The 17704-nt window shown below is 65.7% G+C and carries 12 protein-coding genes and 1 pseudogene; 5 read left to right on the forward strand and 8 right to left on the reverse strand.

Annotated elements, in window-relative coordinates; translation table 11 throughout:
* Positions 1-247 precede the first annotated feature (247 nt).
* The 3 genes from ACXJJ9_RS14190 to ACXJJ9_RS14200 all read left to right on the forward strand — a co-directional run bounded on the left by ACXJJ9_RS14190 (position 248) and on the right by ACXJJ9_RS14200 (position 2719).
* The gene (locus ACXJJ9_RS14190; RefSeq protein WP_457097787.1) at positions 248-1393 is read left to right on the forward strand and encodes a M24 family metallopeptidase; all 1146 of its coding nucleotides are present in this window, start codon (positions 248-250) and stop codon (positions 1391-1393) included.
* Positions 1394-1594: 201 nt separating this feature from the next.
* Positions 1595-1885 carry a hypothetical protein gene (locus tag ACXJJ9_RS14195; RefSeq protein ID WP_457097788.1) on the forward strand — a complete coding sequence of 97 codons (291 nt, stop codon included), beginning with the start codon at positions 1595-1597 and terminating at the stop codon, positions 1883-1885.
* Positions 1886-2011: 126 nt separating this feature from the next.
* Entirely contained in the window at positions 2012-2719 is a 708-nt protein-coding gene (locus tag ACXJJ9_RS14200) for a hypothetical protein (protein ID WP_457097867.1), read from the forward strand.
* A 342-nt stretch (positions 2720-3061) separates the two neighbouring features.
* On the opposite strand, the gene ACXJJ9_RS14205 is transcribed toward ACXJJ9_RS14200, so the two are convergent.
* The 7 genes and pseudogenes from ACXJJ9_RS14205 to imuA all read right to left on the reverse strand — a co-directional run.
* Positions 3062-4768 carry an alpha/beta fold hydrolase gene (locus ACXJJ9_RS14205; protein WP_457097789.1) on the reverse strand — a complete coding sequence of 569 codons (1707 nt, stop codon included), beginning with the start codon at positions 4766-4768 and terminating at the stop codon, positions 3062-3064.
* 8 nt (positions 4769-4776) lie between these two features.
* Positions 4777-5682 carry an alpha/beta fold hydrolase gene (locus ACXJJ9_RS14210; protein WP_457097790.1) on the reverse strand — a complete coding sequence of 302 codons (906 nt, stop codon included), beginning with the start codon at positions 5680-5682 and terminating at the stop codon, positions 4777-4779.
* A 176-nt stretch (positions 5683-5858) separates the two neighbouring features.
* Positions 5859-6263, reverse strand: a complete 405-nt coding sequence (locus tag ACXJJ9_RS14215) for a hypothetical protein (RefSeq protein WP_457097791.1) — start codon at positions 6261-6263, stop codon at positions 5859-5861.
* 326 nt (positions 6264-6589) lie between these two features.
* Positions 6590-8674 (reverse strand): alkaline phosphatase D family protein, encoded by a 2085-nt coding sequence (locus ACXJJ9_RS14220; RefSeq protein ID WP_457097792.1) that lies wholly within the window; start codon positions 8672-8674, stop codon positions 6590-6592.
* Between the two features lie 202 nt (positions 8675-8876).
* Positions 8877-11984: an error-prone DNA polymerase gene (locus ACXJJ9_RS14225; RefSeq protein ID WP_457097793.1), complete on the reverse strand. Its 3108-nt coding sequence runs from the start codon at positions 11982-11984 to the stop codon at positions 8877-8879.
* A complete protein-coding gene (locus ACXJJ9_RS14230) occupies positions 11981-13390 on the reverse strand; it encodes a Y-family DNA polymerase (RefSeq protein WP_457097794.1) in 1410 nt (469 codons plus the stop codon). The genes ACXJJ9_RS14225 and ACXJJ9_RS14230 overlap by 4 nt, the downstream gene beginning before the upstream one ends.
* Before the next feature lie 216 nt (positions 13391-13606).
* Positions 13607-14254 (reverse strand): annotated as a pseudogene (gene imuA, locus ACXJJ9_RS14235) (translesion DNA synthesis-associated protein ImuA); the annotation flags it as partial.
* A 297-nt stretch (positions 14255-14551) separates the two neighbouring features.
* On the opposite strand from imuA, the gene ACXJJ9_RS14240 reads away from it, so the two are divergent.
* Together ACXJJ9_RS14240 and ACXJJ9_RS14245 are read left to right on the forward strand one after the other, a co-directional pair.
* Positions 14552-15337 carry a 4'-phosphopantetheinyl transferase family protein gene (locus ACXJJ9_RS14240; protein WP_457097795.1) on the forward strand — a complete coding sequence of 262 codons (786 nt, stop codon included), beginning with the start codon at positions 14552-14554 and terminating at the stop codon, positions 15335-15337.
* 288 nt (positions 15338-15625) lie between these two features.
* On the forward strand, positions 15626-17020 hold the full coding sequence (locus tag ACXJJ9_RS14245; protein WP_457097796.1) for a TIGR03013 family XrtA/PEP-CTERM system glycosyltransferase: 1395 nt from the start codon (positions 15626-15628) through the stop codon (positions 17018-17020).
* On the opposite strand, the gene ACXJJ9_RS14250 is transcribed toward ACXJJ9_RS14245, so the two are convergent.
* On the reverse strand, positions 16997-17668 hold the full coding sequence (locus ACXJJ9_RS14250; protein ID WP_457097797.1) for a hypothetical protein: 672 nt from the start codon (positions 17666-17668) through the stop codon (positions 16997-16999). The genes ACXJJ9_RS14245 and ACXJJ9_RS14250 overlap by 24 nt on opposite strands.
* Positions 17669-17704: the final 36 nt, after the last annotated feature.

A 17704-nucleotide genomic window follows, 5' to 3' on the forward strand; every position in this document is an offset into this window, starting at 1 on the left:
ATAAGCCGATGGCCCTGGCATGGTCGAACTCCCAGGGTGGGAGTTCGACCACGCGCCCAGAGGGGCGGAGCGAGCGCCGACTCGGCCTCATACTGCGAAGCATCCCTGGCATCGGTCCGGAGTCTTCATGCGTCGTCGCGACTTCCTCACTGCGGCTGTAGCTGCCACCGGCACTGCGTCCAGTGCGCTCATGCTGGCCGGCAGGTCGGCTCAGGCTGCGCCTGCCGCAAGGGCCGGATTGGCCTCCATGACCGCCGGCGCCAAGCCGATTCCGGTTGAGGAGCGCCTGGCGCGGATCGCCAAGCTGCAACGGCTGATGGTCGACCAGAAGATCGGCGCCTTGATCCTGGAGTCGGGCTCGAGCCTGGATTACTTCACCGGCGTCCAGTGGCATCGTTCGGAGCGCACGACGGCCGCCGTGATCCCGGCCCGGGGTGACGTCGTGGTCGTGACCCCGGCCTTCGAAGAACCCTCTGTCCGCGAGACCCTGGCGGTGGGCGGCGACGTGCGGCCCTGGAATGAGCATGAAAGCCCGTTCGCGCTCCTCGTTGGCGCGCTTGCCGCCCGCGGTGTTTCCTCCGGCCCGATCGCCTTCGAATCCACCACGCGTCTGTTCATCGTCGATGGAGTGCGCGAGGCAAGCGCGGGGGCCTACCGTGTGGTTTCCGGCGACGCCTTGGTGAAAACCGTCCGGCTGATCAAGTCCCCGGCCGAACTCGCGCTGCTGCAAACCGCCAATGACGTCACCCTGGCAGCGCTGCGCCACGTCCATGGCAACGTCCGCCCCGGCATGCGCCCCGACGAGATCGCCGCCATGACGAACGCCGCCACCGTGGCCCTGGGTGGCGTGCCGGAATTCGCCCTCGTGTTGCTCAACGAGGCCAGCGCCTATCCGCACGGCTCGAACCAGCCGCAGACCGTGCGCGAGGGCTCGGTCATCCTGGTGGACGTGGGCTGCAACGTGCATGGCTATCAGTCGGATATCTCGCGCACCTGGGTGATGGGCGAGCCAACCGCGAAGCAGCGAAAGGTCTGGAATACCGTCAAGCGGGGCCAGGAGCTTGCGTTGGCGACCGCCAAGCTGGGTACCCCGGTGGGCACCATCGACGACGCCGTGCGTGCCTACTACGAAAAAGAAGGCTGGGGCCCGGGCTACCACCTGCCTGGTCTTCCTCACCGCACCGGCCACGGCATCGGCATGGACGGCCACGAGCCGCCCTATCTTGTACATGGCGACGCCACACCTTTGGCACCCGGCATGTGTTTTTCCGACGAGCCGGGAATCTACATTCCCGGCGAATTCGGAATCCGGCTGGAGGACTGCTGGTACATGACCGAGACCGGTCCGAAACTTTTCACCAAGCTGGCCAGGTCGCTCGAAGATCCGATTTGATGGTTTCGCGGCAAGGCATGGAGTGGAAGCCATTGAGCGTCCGCTTCCGACCCATAGCGGACATTGCAACTCTCCCACATCTTCACAATCCATCTACGTATTCCAACGTAAGCTGAATGCGGGCCAGACTCCGGCGCGGCATCACAGGCGGAACGGAGGCCCGCCGCTATATTTCCGATACCGCAGACTAAGGAGATTGGAATGTTTCTGACCAAGAAAAATCTGTCGATGGCGCGTACGCTCGGCGTGGCGATCGTCGCCGCCGTAGGCCTTGGCGGCTGCGCCACCTATAAAGAGGAGTTTGCAACGATCAACTCGCGCCTCGATTCACTCGACGCGAAGGTCCAGACCGCAGCCCAGAGCGCCGAATCCGCCAATCAGTCCGCGCAACAGGCCAATCAGTCCGCGCAGCAGGCCAACCAGCGGCTGGATCAATTGGAAGGCCGCGTCCAGCAGCTCGAAACGTCGCCGCGCCGCAAGCCGCGCGGTTAGTCGCTCTCAATCTTTTACGAACGGTTTAAACTCGAGACCGGTGGCGTTTTCTGGCCACCGGTCTTTTTTCTTTCCCCAGTCTTCGTTCCAAGGAACTGTCCCATCAATACCTACATACACCCTGCGATCCGGGCCGCCTGTGGCGCGCTGGCGCTCGCGCTGGCGTTCGCGAGCTTCGACGTGGCCAGCGCAGAGGAAACCGCCGTGCAACCGGTGGCCGCCGTCGACCAGCTTCCGCCAGGCCAAGAAGTGTCCGAGACGGTGATTGAGCTCGCGGGCTGGGTTGTCGCAACCAGGGACAGCCAAGGCTATCCGTTCGCGATCATCGACAAGGCCGCTGCACAGGTCTTGGTGTTCGGCGGTGACGGCCGGCTTCGCGGCGCCGCGCCTGGGCTCTTTGGCTCGGCGATCGGCGATCATTCGGCCCCCGGCATCGCCGGTCTCGCGCTTCGCGAAATTCCGGGCCGGGATCGCACGACGCCTGCGGGTCGCTTTGTGGGCGGTTTCGGCCCATCAACCGACGCTGGGCGCGTGCTGTGGGTGGACTACGATTCCGCGATCTCCATGCACCCCACGGCTACTGGCATCCCGGTCGAGAGACGCGCCGAACGCCTTGCATCGCCTTCGCCGGACGACAACCGAATCACTCATGGCTGCATCAACGTTCCGCCCGAATTTTACGAGCAGATCATCCGTCCGACGTTCGAGCGGGGCGGGGTGTTCTATATCTTGCCGGACACGGCGCCGCTAGCGGAGACCTTTCCGGAGTTCGCGCAAAGTCGCGCGACTGCGCAACACAACGACGGCGGAAGCGCACGGCCCGCCCCCAAGTGAAGGGCGCGTCGGCGTGCTGCCTTTGATGTGCGAGGCAGCGCAGCGGCTGGCGCTGCTCATGCTCCGGCCCCTTCTACTAGCGTGCAGCACAAGCCGTGCCTTCCATGCGGTGGGGATCCGGTCAGGCGTTACGTCTGATCTTGGCAGCTCCTCGACCCACCAAGGTCCAGGAGCATGCGTCCTTAACTCAGACATGTGTCTCCTCGACATTGCTCCGTCCAGTTTGCTCAGTGAACAGGTCTGACAATTTATTCAAGCCGAAGCGGCTTCGCGGCTCAGCTTAATTCTGGCGTTGGTCTATGTCCGCTTGTGGCCGATAGCGGCCATGGGATCGGGCACTCGCTAGCGCTCGACGCTATCAGCCAAACGCTGTGCGAAGCCATTGATCGCTTCGATGATGGGAGCCGTCTCGCCCAGCCACCACCAATGCGCGGTCCCGGGCAATTCGAGCCACTGGGCGCCAGGAATAGCGGTCGCGACCTGGCGGCCGGCGTCGACGCGCACGGCGCGGTCGCCCGTTCGATGCATGACAAGCGTCGGCACGCGCACCTGCGGCAGCAAGGCGCGTACATCGCTCAGCGCGAGCGTGCGCAGGACGGCTTGCATGCAGCGCGGGCTGGAGCCGAGGCGCAGCATGCGCGCCCACCAGCGCTGCAGCAGCGGATCGCTCGCGTGGTCGGGCGCGAAGGTGTCGATTGCCGCCGGCCGCCCCCATTGCGCGACGAGCGCATCGAGCCAACGCTCGAACTGCTCGGCGGTCAGTGCCCACGGATAGTCGTGCGCGGCGGTACCTCGCGCAAGCGTTGCCCAAAGGGCCAGCCCTGCAACGCGTTCTGGATGTTCGACCGCGAGCCGGATCGCGATCGGCCCGCCTTCGGACACCGCGAACACGAGCGCGCGTCGGCTGCCGACGGCGTCGAGTACCGATAGCGCGTCGGCTCTACTCACCGACGTATCGGCGGGATCGACGGTGCGATCCGAGAGCCCGACACCGCGCCGGTCGTAGAGGATGAGCCGGAAGTCGCGCGCGAGTTCGAGGAAGAAGGCCGCGGGACCGCCAGGCTCCCAGGCCTGCTCCAGGTTCGAGACGAAGCCGCTGATAAGAAGCACATCGAGTGGACCGGAACCTAGCACTTGATAAGCGAGATGAACGTCGCCACTGCGCGTGTACCGCACCGCTACCGGCGTGGGTGGGTTGTCGGCAAGCGTCGTCGTGGCGGCGTCGCGCGCGCGGATTTCATCGGCGCGGATCTCATGGGTACGGACCTCATAGGCGCGTACTTCACCGGCACGTACCTCATCGGCGACCCAGCGCGTAGCGGCTTCCGGCTCGACGCCGAGCTCGTCGTGCAGGAGCTGCCGGCATCGCTCGAACTGTTGCAACGCTGCGTGGGGCTGTCCGACGGCGGCATACAGCCGGATGAGCTGGCGCTGCGCAGCTTCGTTCAGCGAGTCGATTGCCACCAGGTCTAGCGCATGGTGGAGCGCGCGCTCGTGCTGCCGTGCGCCCTCGAGCCGCGTGACAAGCTGCGCCAGCGCCTGCGCGCGTGCCTGACGCAGTGATTCGCGCTGTCGTTCGAGCCACGCCGACAGCTCGTCGCATTCGTCGAGCACCAACCCTTCCGCGAACTCGGCGGCAGCCAGGCGTGCCGCGTGCTCGAGGGGGGCGAGGCTCTCCTCGCTCGCGTCATCGCTCGCGTCATCGGTCGAGCGATAGAGTCCTTGCGCGAGGGAGCGGCGTAGCGAAGCGAGATCGGTGGCGGCACACACATCGTTCGCGAGCATGACAGTGTGACGATCGGTGATGAGCGCGTCGTGCCCAACGCGGCTCGACAGCTCGTGCAACAACCGGCGCATGCGCCCGCGCGCGTCAACGTCGCCGGCATCGGGCCAGAGCATGGCAGCGAGGCGGGCGCGACTCATCGGACGCGCCTCGGCGGCGAGCAGGGCGAGGAGTGCCTGCTCGCGCCGTGCGCCCGGCTCGAACGCCCCCGATTCGTGCTCGAGCCGCACCGGCCCGAGCACGCGAAGCACGAGACGTCCAGTCACTTCAGGGCTCATGCAACGGCCCGCTCGAGAACTTCGACGTTGGCTCGGCACAATGGTGCGCGCACCCAGGCGATGATTTCTGCGACCACCTCGTCCGGACTCCGCGCCCAGGAAAAGTGACGCCGCCACGGCGCGTCGGCCGCGACGCCATCGATCTGCCGGCGCTCGATCGCGCAGGATGCGAGCTTCGCGAGCAGCTCGGTCGTCGCGCCCGTCGGTGCGACGGGATCGGCACGGATTTCGATCGACAGGACGGGCAACACGAGGTCATCCAGTGCCTCCTCGTAGTCGATTCTACTGCCCGCACAGCGATACCGGCCGGTGCTGGCGTTGTAACTCCAATCGGCCATCAATCGACGCGGCTGATCGCCGCCGAAGCCCAGCAGCCGGCCCGGGTACCAGGGCAGCAATGCAGCCACGACGCGGACGGCCTGCACCGCGATGCCCGCGCGCCACCGCAACGCTTTTGGCCACACGCGATAGTGCGCGGTGCCGCTCGCCACCAGGATCAAACCCGCGAGTCCGGGCGCCGCGTGCACTGCCGCGAGACTGCCGAGCTGGCCGCCCAGGCTATGGCCGACGAGATACATGGGCCGGCCGGGGAACTGCGCGGCGATCGCGGCGATCAACGACGGAATGTCCTGCGCGACGATTTCCTGGTAGCCGAATCGCGCGCCGCGTCGTGCAAGCGCCGCGCTGTCGCCCTGGCCGCGCAGATCGGCGAGCACCGCCGCGCCCGCGGCGGCTTGCGCAAGCGCTTCCGCGAACGGTGTATAGAAGCTCGCGGCGACACCCATCGCCGGCAGGCAGACGAACACCGGCGCGCGCGAGTGCGGCCGGGAATGATTGAAGATGACGACGGTCGCCTGATCGTCTTCGGCGAACAACGTTCGGTTGGTATCGAAGATCGCCATGAGCGGCTCCAGGTTCGATAAGGAGCCGTGAGCGTAGTGAGCGAGCGTCCGCTGATCGTCCGCTGGCACGGCTCGCTACGTGGAGCCGGTCGAATCGGCTCTGGGGAAGGCAGCGTGGAACACAGTGGCGAATGACCGCCAGCGACCCTTAGCGGACATTCGATCCGTCAACCAAGCTATGCGTCGGCTTGTGAGCCGCAGGTCGTCGACACCGGAACGACACCATGGATCACTGCCGTGACCCTGGGAATCTCTTCATCGAGGTTCGAATCGAGCTCGAAACTCACCGTAACGTGTCCACCGTCGATCGGAAGGATGAGCGCGACGAACATTCCGTATCGCACGACGACATGCTGCACACCGCCGCAATCGATGTTGCCGCGTTGCGTGACAAGCTTCAGTAGCGTCGGGTTGACGATTATTTCTTCATACTGGTCCGATTCGTTTGAGCCCAGCAATTGGACGTCTTCCCGCGAACGCAAGCTAACTTTCCCGTCGAGGTAGACGGCGACATAGCGCACGTTGGGCGAGGCGGCGAAGCAGGTATCGATGATCTGCGCATGGGGTTGCATGGTGACCATTGCTCATGTGGACGGTCGTTTAGCGCTACGCATGCTAGGTGCGTCCCCGATCGCCCTCAAGCAGGTTTTTTGGGCCCTGCCGATTAGATTTTCTTGCCTGTCGCCCGACGGGGCAAGCCATGGCGCCCATGGGCGTATCCTCATTGACCGCTCTCGGGTCAGTGATTGGCAGGAGATGCACTTTCAGCGTAGTTCGCGGGGCTAGGCGATTGGCCGCGTCTGGCCGGAAGCGGACCCAAGGGTGAGGCGAGTCCGTCGCTAGACGAGGTCATCAACGGCTGCTAACGACCCGAAGCGGACATCGAGTTGTCCACGCACTACGCGCATCACACAGCCACTCCGGCATCGCCTTCCAGGATTGTCTGCTGCATCCGTGGCCGTTCGCCTGGCCGCCAGAGCGGCACCTCGTGGCGGACGCGATACCGCAGGGGCCCGCCGTCCACGCCGGGGCTGCGTTCGATGGGCCGCGGGATGCAGACGAAGTCGGTCACCATCGTGCTGGCGTCGACCCGTACCGTGGCGTAGCCGTGTCCGCCCATGTCGACGAAGGACAGGTGCGGGGCCAGGTCGGGATTGCTCACCGCGTGCGCCTTCTGAAGGTCGCCGCTGCTTGCGAACTCCAGCGCCGAACGCACGCCGTGGTGCAACAGCAGGTTGACGGTAGCCTGCGGTGATCCGCCACCCGGGTTGGCGACGTACAGCGGGCGCAACGGATTTTCTTTTTTCTGGTTGTGCTCGTTGGCTTCGGCCATGCCCGGGGCAGAGATCGAGCCGGTCACGAAGGTGACGCCCACGGGTTCGAACGCCGTAGGCGGCAAGGCTTTGGCCGCGTAGCCCGCCCAGAAGCTGTGGCGATCGCCGGACACGATGGCGAAACCGGTGATGCCGGCATCGCGCACGGCATCGAAGATCTCGGCGCGTTCGTGGTAGGTGCAACCCCAGTCGCCGGTGGCCATGATGGCAAAGCCTGCGCCCTCGGGATATTTGCCGAGCGCGGTCGGGAGATTCTGCGGATCCACGCGCCAGTCGGGGGTTCCCAGGGAATTGCCCCAGATCTTCCAGGTGGCCTTCGCACCACGCAGGCGCTCGAGAAACCAGGCTTTCTGCTTCGCTCCCAGCATCGTCTGCGCCGCTTCGCCTGCGCGGTAATTGGCCACGCTCTTCGCGCCGAAGGACAGCTTCGCCGGTGGATTGCCGTTGGCATAGTCGCGGCCGCCGTCGAGTTGCCGCATCAATTCCTCGGGTACGAAGCCCAGCGTGTCGTCTTCGAACAGCGGGTTGATTTCGTCGTGATTACCGGGGTCGCGCGAGCGGAAGCTGCGCTGGTCGGTGATGATCAGGTCGATGTGCCGGCCCCAGCGCAAGGCGCGATACGCGATCAGGCTGTTGATCGCGGCGAGGTTGTTGGCTTCGGTTCCCAGTCCATCGTCGTCGAAATCCTTGACCAGCGTGTCGACGACGTTCGGCGCGTTGAAGGTGTCCCGCGCGGAGCCTGGCGGTAAAACGCGTGCCGGCTGGTATTCGAACCAGGCCTGGTTCGCCGCGACCTTGAGCGTCTGCGCAGGCACCCAGCCCTCGTCGCCAGGGAACTCCTGGATCGACTGCCAGCCCTGCCAGGAGAATTCGTGGTTGTCCCACATCGCCACGAACGGCCAGCGCGCACGCGCATCCTGGATGTCGGGGTCCTGCAGGTAGGCGTGGTAGAGAGCGCGATAGTCCTCCAACGAGTCCGGCGCCCAGAAGCGGTTCTTGGCGACCGCCTTGCCCTTCGGAAACTTGATCGGAAACTTGATGAGGCGGTCGTAGCGATGGCCGTTCTTGACCTGGTCCGGGTACTGCACGACTTCGTAGACGAAATCCCCCAGGTGCAGCACGAAGCCGAGCCTTTCCTCGGGCGCGGCGCGCTCGTCTTCCCAGATCATCCGCCGATATGCGTTCTGGGCACCCTCGCAAATGGTCTGGCAACTGACGAAGGCGAAGCGCGCCGGGCGCGCATCGTCGGGCGAGGGTGCCGTCAGCGTCCGGCCGATCCGGCTGCCATTGCCCTCCTCGTCGACAAAGCGGTACCAGTATTCGCCGGCCGGCGGCAGGTCGCCGACCAGCACGCGACAGGTCCAGTCGGCCTGGGCCAGCACCGGCGCCGCCGTGGTCGCGATGACGCGCATGAATGCCGGATCTTGCGCCACTTCAACCAGCAGCGTGGCGCGCTCGCGGCCATCGGCATAGGGGCGTCGCGTCCAGAGCAGGACGCTCTGGTCATCGGGATCGCCCGAAGCGACGCCTTGCGGAAACAGGTCACGACGCTCGCGCCAGCCACTGGAGGAAGGACGCACCGTCGCGCAGCCCCATGCCAGGGTCGCGCCCAGCGCGGCGGCGAGCTTCAGAAAATGGCGGCGGCTGAGCGTCGGCATGTCGGACCACCTGCGGTTGTCGGTGCGTTGCGGTTGTCGATGCGCCGCAACGCTAGACCTCGAACATGGGCCGGTGAACGTGCCGGAAGTACCGCGGTGAAGCCTCAGCACACCGAGCGTCTCTGAGCCAGCCTTCAACAAGGCGGGGTACGCCACTACGGTGCTTCAGAGGTAGCCCGGCTTCAGTTCATTCGCCGTGCTGTCAGTGGAAGTCGCGTGAGTTAGTAACCAGGCCCGACAGCAGCGGCGTCAGGTTTTCCAGGCGCGTGGCGATCAGGTGTTGCACGCCGTCGGCACGTTCGATCCGTCCTTCAATGGCCATCAGCCTGGATTCGAGGAATTCGCGCCGTTGCCGCTCGGCCACGTGTTGCCAGACGACCGCGTTGACCAGGCCGTCCTCGTCTTCGAGGGTGATGAAAGTGACGCCGCTGGCGGTCTGCGGCCGCTGCCGCATGGTGACCAGGCCGGCGAAGCTGACACGTTGGCCATGCGGCAGGTCGCGCAATTCCGAGGAGCGTTTGAAGCGGCGTGCGCGCAGTTGCTTGCGCAGCAGGCTCAACGGATGCCGGCCCAGGCTGAGTCCGGTCGTTGCGTAATCGGCATGCACATCCTCGGCCGTGCTCGGCAGCGGCAGGGCCACCGCGGCTTCGGCCGTGGCACCGATGGCATCGAACAAGGGGCGCTGCGCTTCCACGCCTGCCACGGCCCAGCTCGCCTTGTGGCGATGGCCTGCCAGCCCGCGCAAGGCCGCGGCATCGGCCAGGATGCCGCGCAGGCGTTGGTCCAGGTCCGCGCGCTGGCACAGATCGGTGACATCGTGGAAGGCCTGCCGTGCGCGGGCCTGCTCGATGCGCGATGCCGCGTCTTCCCGGAAGCCGTTGACCAGGCGCAATCCAAGGCGCAGGGCAGGCTGCGTTGCCGGATCGATGGAAACCGGTTCCAGCGTGCAGTTCCAATTGCTGTATCGCACATCGACCGGACGCACCTCGATGCCGTGGCGCCGCGCGTCCTGCACGATCTGGCCGGGTGAGTAGAAGCCCATCGGTTGCGAATTGATCAACGCCGCGGCAAAGGCTGTCGGCTCGTGCCGCTTGAGCCAGCTGCTGGCGTAGGCGAGCAGGGCGAAACTGGCGGCGTGGGATTCCGGGAAGCCGTAGCTGCCGAAGCCCTTGATCTGCTCGAACAGGCGCGTGGCGAATTCGAGCGTGTAGCCGCGCTTGAGCATGCCGTCGAACAGGCGCTCGCGATGCGATTCGAGTCCGCCGTGGCGCTTCCACGCCGCCATCGAGCGACGCAACGCATCGGCTTCGCCGGGCGTGTACCCGGCCGCGACGATGGCGACCTGCATCACCTGTTCCTGGAACAACGGCACGCCGAGCGTGCGCCTGAACACTTCCTCCAGTTGCGGCGATGGATAGTCGACGGGCTCCTCGCCATTGCGACGCCGCAGGTAGGGATGGACCATGTCGCCCTGGATCGGCCCCGGGCGCACGATCGCGACCTGGATCACCAGGTCGTAGAACGTCTTCGGCTTCAAGCGCGGCAGCATCGCCATCTGCGCGCGCGATTCGATCTGGAACACGCCGACGGTATCGGCGGTCTGGATCATTGTGTAGGTCGCCGTGTCCTCGCGTGGGATGTCGTCCATGCTCATGTCGCGGCGCCCGCTGTCGCGCAGCAGGTCGAAGGTCTTGCGGATGCAGGTCAGCATGCCCAGCGCCAGGCAGTCGACCTTGAGCAGCTTCAGCACGTCCAGGTCGTCCTTGTCCCACTGCAGGACCGTGCGCTCGTCCATCGCCGCGTTCTCGATCGGCCCGATCGTCGACAGCGGCCGTTCGGAAATCACGAATCCGCCCGGATGCTGGGACAGATGCCGCGGAAAACCGAGCAACTGCGCGGTCAAGGCGATCACGCGCCGCATCACCGGCGACTCCGGATCGAAGCCATGCTCGCGCAGGTATTCGGCGGGAGGCACGTCTTCGCCCCAGCGGTCCATGGTCTTGGCGAGCTCCTCGACCTGGTCCGATGGCAGCCCCAGGGCCTTGGCCACGTCGCGCACCGCGCTGCGTCCGCGATAGCGGATGGCGACGGCGGTCAGCGCGGCGCGCTCGCGGCCATAGCGGTTGAAGACGTACTGCAGGACTTCCTCGCGACGTTCGTGCTCGAAGTCCACGTCGATGTCGGGCGGCTCGTCGCGCTCTTCCGAAACGAAGCGTTCGAACAGCAGCTCGGTCTCGCCGGGTTGCAGCTCGGTGATTCCCAACGCATAGCAGACTGCGGAGTTGGCGGCGGAGCCGCGGCCCTGGCAGAGGATGTCCCGGCTGCGTGCATGACGCACGATGTCGTGCACGGTGAGGAAGTAGGACTCGTAGCGCTTCTTCGCGATGATCGCGAGCTCCTTGCGGATCAGCTCGATGGCTTTCGCTTTTTCCTTCCTGCCGGATCCGGCTTTTTTCCAGCGCTTGCGAATGCCCATCCGCACCAGGCGGCGTAGCCAGCGGGTGGCGTCATAGCCGGAAGGCACCAGCTCATGCGGATACTGGTATTCGAGTTGCCGCAGGCTGAAGGCGCAGCGCCCTGCGATGACAACCGATTCGGCCAGCAAGGCTTGCGGATGGATCGCCGCCAGCGCCTGGCGCGTGCGCAGGTGGCGCTCGCCATTCGGGAACAGGGCATGGCCGGCCTCTGCCAGCGTGGTGCGGAGGCGGATGGCCGTCATCGTGTCCTGCAAGGCCCGGCGGCCGCGGACGTGCATGTGGACGTCACCGCAGGCGACGGCGGGAATGTCCAGTTGTCTCGACAGTTGTTGCAGCGACTGCAGGCGTCCGGCGTCGTCGGGGCCGCGATGCAGTTCGATGGCCAGCCAGGTGCGATGCGGGAATTTCGCTTTCATCCAATGGGCTTCATCCGGCTGTGGCTCATCGCCAGGAATCCACAGTGCCAGCAGGCCGTCGTTGGCGCCTTCGAAATCCTCGCGCAGGGCGCGGTACGTCCCCTTCCCGGCGCGGCGTCGCGCGAGGGTGATCAGCTGGCATAGCCGTTGATAGCCGGCCAGGGTTTCGGCCAGAAGCACCAGCTTCGGGCCGTCCTCGATGCGGAATTCGCTGCCGACGATCAGTTTGAGGTCGGTGGCTTCCGCGGCCTCCAGCGCGCGCACGATGCCGGCCATGCTGCATTCGTCGGTGATGGCCAGGGCGGCATAACCCTGTTGCCTGGCGCGTTCGAACAGTTCCCGGGCATTCGAAGCGCCGCGCTGGAAACTGAAGTTCGAAAGGCAATGGAGCTCGGCATAGGCGGGCAGGGAGTTCATGCGAACCACCCGTGCAGCATGAACGGCCCGGCCTGCTCGCCGGCGATGCGGAATGCCCATGCCCGTTGCCCCTGCGCGGTTTCGACAAGGTAGTAATCGCGGCGGATGTCCTCGTCGTCCCACCAGCCCGACTCGATGCGCTCGGGGCCGGCAAGAACGTGCTGAACGCGATCGCGAAGCGGCATGGGTTGCGGCAGCAGCCAGCCGGGGCGAAGCAGGGCAGGCCCGTCCGGTGTCCTGCGCAGTGGCGCTTCGCTGGCCACGCGTTCGGGCCGATGGTCGGGCAGCCAGCCGACGTTCTGCACGGCGTCATCGCCGAGCCGTGCACGCAGGCGTTCGCGCAGCTGCGTCCATGGCACGGCCTGCTGCGGGCGCGGATCGAACAGGTCGCGCTCGGCGGGAACGAACGCAGGCAATTCGCGCGCGACCAGGTGCATGCCGCGCACGGGTGCAGGTACCTGTGCCTGCTCGATGCGGCCGCGCGCGAGTTCGAACAGCATCGTCGGCTCGCGCTCGGCCGCCAGCAGGCCGATCTCGACTTCGCTGTGCGCGACGAGTTCGTGTTCCAGCACCACGGTGAAGCGCTGCACGCCGCCATCGCGGCCGGCGAGGAAAGCCGCGAGATCCGCGGTGAGCCGGCGCAGCGGGAACAGCAAGGCCTGGCTGGATTCGACCTCGTGGTCGAATTCGATGCGGCCTTCGAACACATCCGGCGGCTGGTACCAGGCCAGCGGTGCCTCCGCGCCACGCAGGCGATCGAGATGCTGCAGCACCTCGCGCGGGAAGCGCCGATTCAGCGCATCGCGCGGCAGGGCGAATACCTGCCGCAATTTGCGCAGGCCCATGTGCGACAACGAACGCGCCACGTCCGGCGCGAAACCGGCACGCTCCACCGGCAACTGGCCCAGCGCATTGAGGAACGTGCTGTCGCCCACGGCCAGCCCGTCATGGACGTTGGCCAGCACGCGTGCCGCATACGGGTTTGGCGCCGCGACGAGGTGGTGGCGGAAACCGAGTGCGCGCAGTTCCTCGCGCATCTGCGCTTCCAGGCGCGGCCAGGGCCCGAACAACTGCAGGCTGTGGCCGACTTCGAGCACGAGGGCATGCGGAAGGTCGGTACTTACCTGCGAACTGAAGCGATAGGCCCATGCGGCCAGCAGTTGGCGCCAGCGCTCGGCATCGAGTGGATCGTGCTCGACGGTGGCGAAGCCATTACCCAGGGCTTGCGCGGCGGCGAGCGGCATGCCCGGCCGCAGGCCCAGTGCACGCGCCGCGGGATTGACGGCATGCAGCACGCGGCGTTGCGCCGGGCCGCTGATCAAGACCATCGGCGCTTCCGGGGCGGGATGACGCCGGAGGACGCCGTCGATCGCCAGTTGCGGCAGGAGCAGGCAGGCCCAGTGCATCGATCAGGCCTCAGGGGCGCCGATCCTGGCCGGCGCGTTGCGCGCGGATGCGAGCGGGACGAACTCAGCGATCTCAGCGATGCGCGGAAAATGCCGGGCATCGGAAACCGTTCTTTCCCGCGCAACGGGGAATTGCTGCGCGGCCGCGGGGAAGACAGCGCCTTCCCGGCGTTCGGGCTGACGCGAAGGCAACTCCGGATGCCCAACTTGCGGAAAAGGAATCGGCCGCGCCGGCGGCATACCGCCGCGGCACTTGAGCACGCGCAGCTGCCGCGGCGATGCATCGAGGGCGATGCGCAGCGCCGCCGGTGACGGATTCACCGCGGCTTTCATCGGCCGGAAGGCAAAGCCCAGCGCTTGGCCGGTTTCCGCGGCGACCTGCAGGCGCCGCAGGGCGCGATCATCCGCCTGCTGCGGCCAGCACAGCACGGCATTGCATGCGCCGGAGCGCAGGCACTGCTCGGCGGCCCACAACGCATCGCGTGGCGTCTTCGTCCGGATCACCTGCAAGGCGCCTAGGCGCACGCCCGCGGCATGCCATGCCGGCGGATACGGATGGTAGGGCGGAGCGATCAGTGCAATGACGCCATCCCTGGGTTGGCTCAAGCGCGCGAGCGCGGGCCACAGCAGCTGCATCTCGCCAATGCCATCGGCTGGCAGCAGCAGTTCGCTCAATGCGGCATCGGGCCAGCCGTGCATGGGCAGCACCGCATCGAGTGCGGGCCATCCCGTCGGGTGTTCGAAGGCCGGCGTGACCGCGGACGACTGCCCGCGCCACACCCGGCGTTGTGAGATCAGGCCGTCGAGGGAAGGCGTATTCGCGCCTTCCGCTGCGATTCCGCCGAGTGCCGTCACCGAGCCCATGACGGCAGGTCTCGTGATGTCGGGCGAGGGTAGGAGAGATGCATGTTAGTAATAATACTAACAATGCGGTCTCACATATTAAGACTAGCTATTTCAGCTGGTTACGATCACTAATTCCAGTTGAAGACGAAATTATTCGTGGCGGCAGCGGAGCCTGGCGCGGCGTTGCTTGCCGGACAGGCAGTGGGCGCCCTGCGTCCTTCCGCCACGCGCGGCCAGCATCCGAGGCGTCCGTTCTGCCAGCGGCAAGGCGTTTGTTTCAGGTACGGCGCCGATGCGGCGTTGACGGCAGGATCCATGCTGCAACTGAAAGCCAGCCCTGGCTTCGCGGACACGCGGTGGTCATGCAAAACGTTGCGCGAGGCGTTCGAAAGCGCATTGAAGGAGTCGGGCTGGAGCGCGACGGCGGACGCCTGTGTGCTCGTGGGGCTGTTCGATCTCGATGACTGGCTGCCGTGGCTGGCGGGCGCCTACGCGATGCTGGATGCGCAGGAACAGCGGCGCGTGCAGCGCCGGCGCGCCGTCGTGGATCGGGACCAGCTGGCACTCTGTTACGCGCTGCATCGCCTGCTGCTGGGCAAGGTGCTGGACTGCGATCCCGCCGAGGTACCGATCGGGCGGGATGCGGCGGGTTGTCCCTGCCTGCCGGGTGGGATCCTGTGCACCAGCCTCAGCCATGCGGACCGTCGCGTCCTGGCACTGGCGATTACCGCAACCGGGCGCGTAGGCGTGGATATCGAGTCCTCGAATCGCGCATCGGTCATGCCGGAGCTGGCCGAACGCGTGTGCCATCCCCACGAAATGGCTGAATTGAGGCTACTGGCGGAGCCCGCGCGAAGCGAAGCCCTGCTCGCGCTTTGGGTGCGCAAGGAGGCTTACCTCAAGGCGGCGGGCATCGGCCTGCAGCGTGAGATGGGGACCTTCGCGGCGCCACGGGATGCGCTGCTCGAATTGCCCGGTGGCGAGCTGACACGGGTGCGAATGCTCGAGGCAGGGCCGCACTGGGTCGCCGCGGTGGCGGGAGCGCCGGAGGTCCCGATTGCAAGCCGCTGGCTGCGGATTTGCACCACTGGAACTGAATAGCACCGGCGATCGCTTGTTGGCCCGTCCAGGTCAATCATCGCACCGCCTGCGCAAGCGGCCGGGAAACGGCGTTTCTGTCGTTTCACTAATCGAGCCGACCCGTTTGGATCGCAACATCGGCCTGCTCAGGCACCACAACTTTGGGGGCGAAATGCGTCGGCAGGAAAAGCGTCTGGGGTCACAAGCCCTTTCGTCTCCCGTTGCAATGTGCGAGCAGTCCTGCGCCATGGTGCATTGCCATCGTGAACGAGTGGCCGTCGCTGCTTTCCGCGCGCAATGGGTGACGCCATGAGCATCGCCCTGGCAAGCCGGAAGAGTCGTGCACTGGTGCTGCTATGGCTGGCAGAGATGGGGCTGCTGATGCTTGCCGTCATAAGCGCGGCCGGGTTGCGCTTCCTGCGCGATTCGGAAGGCTATGGGGTCTTCTTCGAATCCGCGCCGGAACGGGCTTTCCTGTTCGCTGCTTTCATCACCGTATCGATGGTGGCGTTCGGCTTGTACCAGGTGCATGTACGCCACAACCGCATGGAGTTCTTCATTCGGCTGTTGCTGTCGTTCGCATTCGGCGGCGTCTCGTTGCTGGTCCTGTATTACCTGGTCCCGCCTGCCTACATTGGCCGCGGCGTGCTGGCGCTGGCGCTGGCAATCGGCCTTGTCGCGGTGGCGGCGCTGCGCATGGCCGTCGGGCGCCTGGTCAAGACGGACATATTCAGGCGCCGGGTGCTGGTGCTGGGCGCGGGCCAGAATGCCGATCTCATCAACAKCCGCCTTCGCCGGCGCTCCGACAGGCAATCCTTCGTGGTGGTGGGATTCCTGGCAGTGCCGGACCAGCCCGTGCTCGTGCCGGAAAAACTCCTGCTCAATACGGATTTTTCCCTGTCCGAAATAGCGGAATGGTTGCAGGTCTACGAAATCGTCGTCGCGCCCGACGAACGACGCGGCGCACTTCCGATGGAAGAGATGCTGAAATGCGCGCAGCGGGGGATCACCGTTACCGATCTCTCGACGTTCTTCGAGCGCGAAGCGGGAATGGTCAAGCTCAGCGTGGCAGACCCGTCCTGGCTCGCATTCGGCGGCGGCTTCGACCATTCGATTCCACGTCGCCTCAACAAGCGCTTCTTCGATCTGGTGGCGGCCGGCGCACTGTTGCTGGTCGCTTGGCCCGTCATGCTGGTAGTGGCGGCATGCGTCGCGCTGGAATCGCGCGGCCCGATCCTGTATCGGCAGACACGCATCGGCGAGAACGGACGACGATTCGAACTGATCAAGTTCCGCAGCATGCGCGTGGATGCCGAAGCAGATGGCGTCGCCCGCTGGGCCAGCGAGGGCGACGATCGCACTACCCGCGTTGGACGGATCATCCGCCTGGTGCGCCTCGACGAACTTCCCCAGCTGTTCAACGTCATCCGTGGCGACATGAGCTTCGTCGGCCCGCGACCCGAGCGCCCGCAATTCGTCGACATGCTCAGCCAGGAAGTGCGTTATTACAACGTCCGCCACTGCGTCAAACCCGGCCTGACCGGCTGGGCGCAGCTGCGTTATCCCTATGGCGCATCCGTGCAGGACGCCGAGGAAAAACTGACGTTCGATCTCTTCTACGTCAAGAACCACGGCCTGGTGTTCGACCTGCTGATCCTGCTGCAGACGGTGGAAGTGGTGCTATTTCACCGCGGCTCGCGTTGATGCATGCGCCGGCTCGATGACAGCCGCGGCCCGGACGCCATCAAAATTCAATCCCACTTCACCGTAGCGTCCGGCGACGTGACGCATCAGCGCGTTGATGAAGAAGATGACACCGGCCATTTCCATGGCCTCCTCGAGGGTGACGAACGCGTGATAGACCACGTTGCGGTGCCCATATGCTTCCTTCCACGCGCCTTCGAACAGTTCCACGCCCAGGGCGCCGCCGAGGTAGATCGCTGCGGATAGCGCGAATGCGATTGCGGTCCGGCGAGGGAGGCGGAGCATGAAGGGAAGAAAGAACATTCCAAGGACGGCGACGAGGGCAATGCCCGGAATGACCCAGGCAAAGTAGAGAAGACCGAGGTGTTCGCCGCCGAGCAGGTGGCGCATCGGATCGATCAGGTGCTCGTGCAGCGAAACGGCTTCGTCCAGGCTCATGAATACAAAGCCCGCGGCCAGGATGGCCCATTTCGGCGCGTCGAATTCACGGCGTTTTCGTTCGAGCGTCGCAATGAGGGCAAGGAGCGCTGCCGCGATCAACAGCAATATCGTCGAGAAATGCGCGGGGATGTTGTGCTCGCGGTCCAGGCTCATCATCGCCAGGCCAAAGACGTACTCGCGATGGATCGCGAGCCGGTACAGCTGCATTCCAAAGCTGACGACCACCAGCAGGGCCGCCGCCAG

This window comes from Lysobacter sp. P5_B9 (assembly GCF_054049835.1).